The sequence below is a fragment of the Mesorhizobium sp. M1A.F.Ca.IN.020.06.1.1 genome (assembly GCF_004023265.1).
Taxonomy (GTDB): Bacteria; Pseudomonadota; Alphaproteobacteria; order Rhizobiales; family Rhizobiaceae; genus Mesorhizobium.
Genome location: NZ_RZSR01001342.1, coordinates 1 through 1193 on the forward strand (window position 1 = coordinate 1; position 1193 = coordinate 1193).

Annotated in this window: 2 protein-coding genes; one reads left to right on the top strand and one right to left on the bottom strand. The window is 65.4% G+C overall.

Annotated features, from left to right (window positions below; genetic code table 11):
• Positions 1-71 precede the first annotated feature (71 nt).
• Positions 72-803, bottom strand: coding sequence for an MBL fold metallo-hydrolase (locus tag EOA60_RS33830; RefSeq protein WP_095801194.1), 732 nt, complete (start codon positions 801-803; stop codon positions 72-74).
• 101 nt (positions 804-904) lie between these two features.
• Here EOA60_RS33830 and EOA60_RS33835 point away from each other — a divergent pair.
• Positions 905-1193, top strand: a 289-nt coding sequence (locus EOA60_RS33835) for a metalloregulator ArsR/SmtB family transcription factor (protein ID WP_164899801.1), incomplete at its 3' end; no start/stop codon positions are given.

The window sequence follows — 1193 nt, forward strand, 5'->3', positions numbered from 1 at the left end:
GATCAGCACCAGCAGCGCGAACTGTTTCCAGTTGGCCTTGAGGCCGAGCGCGACGGCAGGCGCCGTTGCGCTCACGATCGCGATCCGGCGTTGGCGGCGCGGGTCCGGGCCGCGTCCGGCGGCGGGGGAGGGATGTCGGCGGTCATGGCGGCGATGAACTGGTCGACGTCCTCGATGCGGAAGGCCTTGTTGAAGCGCCGCTCAAAGCCGATGGTCGATGTCGGCTTGCCGCTGAGCGAGCGGCCGCACACCGAGCCGGAATAGGCGCCCGGCAGCACCTCGATGTGATCGGGCAATTCCTTCAGCCGGCGCACGCTGGCATAGAGCGCGCGGGCTCCGTCCTCGGCGCTCGAAGCAAGCTCGGTGCGACCGAGATCGCCAACCATCAGCGTGTGACCGGTGAGCACGAACCAGGGCTCGGTCGACCGCGTTCGGTCGGTGACTAAAAGGCTCAGATGCTCCGGCGTGTGGCCGGGCGTGTGCATCACGGTCGCCGTCACATTGCCGAGCTCCAGCACCTCGCCGTCCTTCACGTGGCGGAACGGGAAGCCCGCCTCGGCGCCTTCGAACAGCACGTATTCGGCGCCCGTCGCTTCGGCGAGCGCACGGCCTGCCGAGATATGGTCGGCGTGGATATGCGTGTCGACGACATAGAGGATGCGCATGCCTGTCGCGCGCGCCGCCTCGACATAAGGCGCGATCTCGCCGACCGGATCGACGACGGCAGCAGACGCCTTGCCGCCGCAGCCGAACAAATAGGAGGCGGCGACCGGGTCGGTATGCAGGAACTGCCTGAGAATCATCGCTTTTCTCCAAAGGGCAATTGCGGGTCGCTTGGCTTGACGGCAGGTCGAAACCATCATTCAATAATTACATTGAATGACGATGGGTCGCAGAAAGGTCGATGTCAATCCGCAATCCGAAGCTGGCGCTGTACGAACAGTTCGCGATCGTCGCCAAGGCGCTCGGCAATCCGCTGCGCCTGGAACTGATCGAGCATTTGGCGCAAGGCTCGCGCAGCGTCGAAGCGCTTGCTGCGAAGCTCGGCCAGCCGATCGCCAACATCTCCCAGCATCTGCAGGCGCTGCGCCGCGCCGGCATCGTCTCGGCCGAACGCGACGGCAAATACGTGCGCTATTCGCTGAGCGATGCGAGCGTGCTGTCGGCCTTTGCTGCGGTGCGCGGCATTGCCG

Excerpts from the sequence above, each read along its gene's own strand:
- EOA60_RS33830 (WP_095801194.1), bottom strand. The coding sequence starts at position 803 with ATGATTCTCAGGCAGTTCCTGCATACCGACCCGGTCGCCGCCTCCTAT.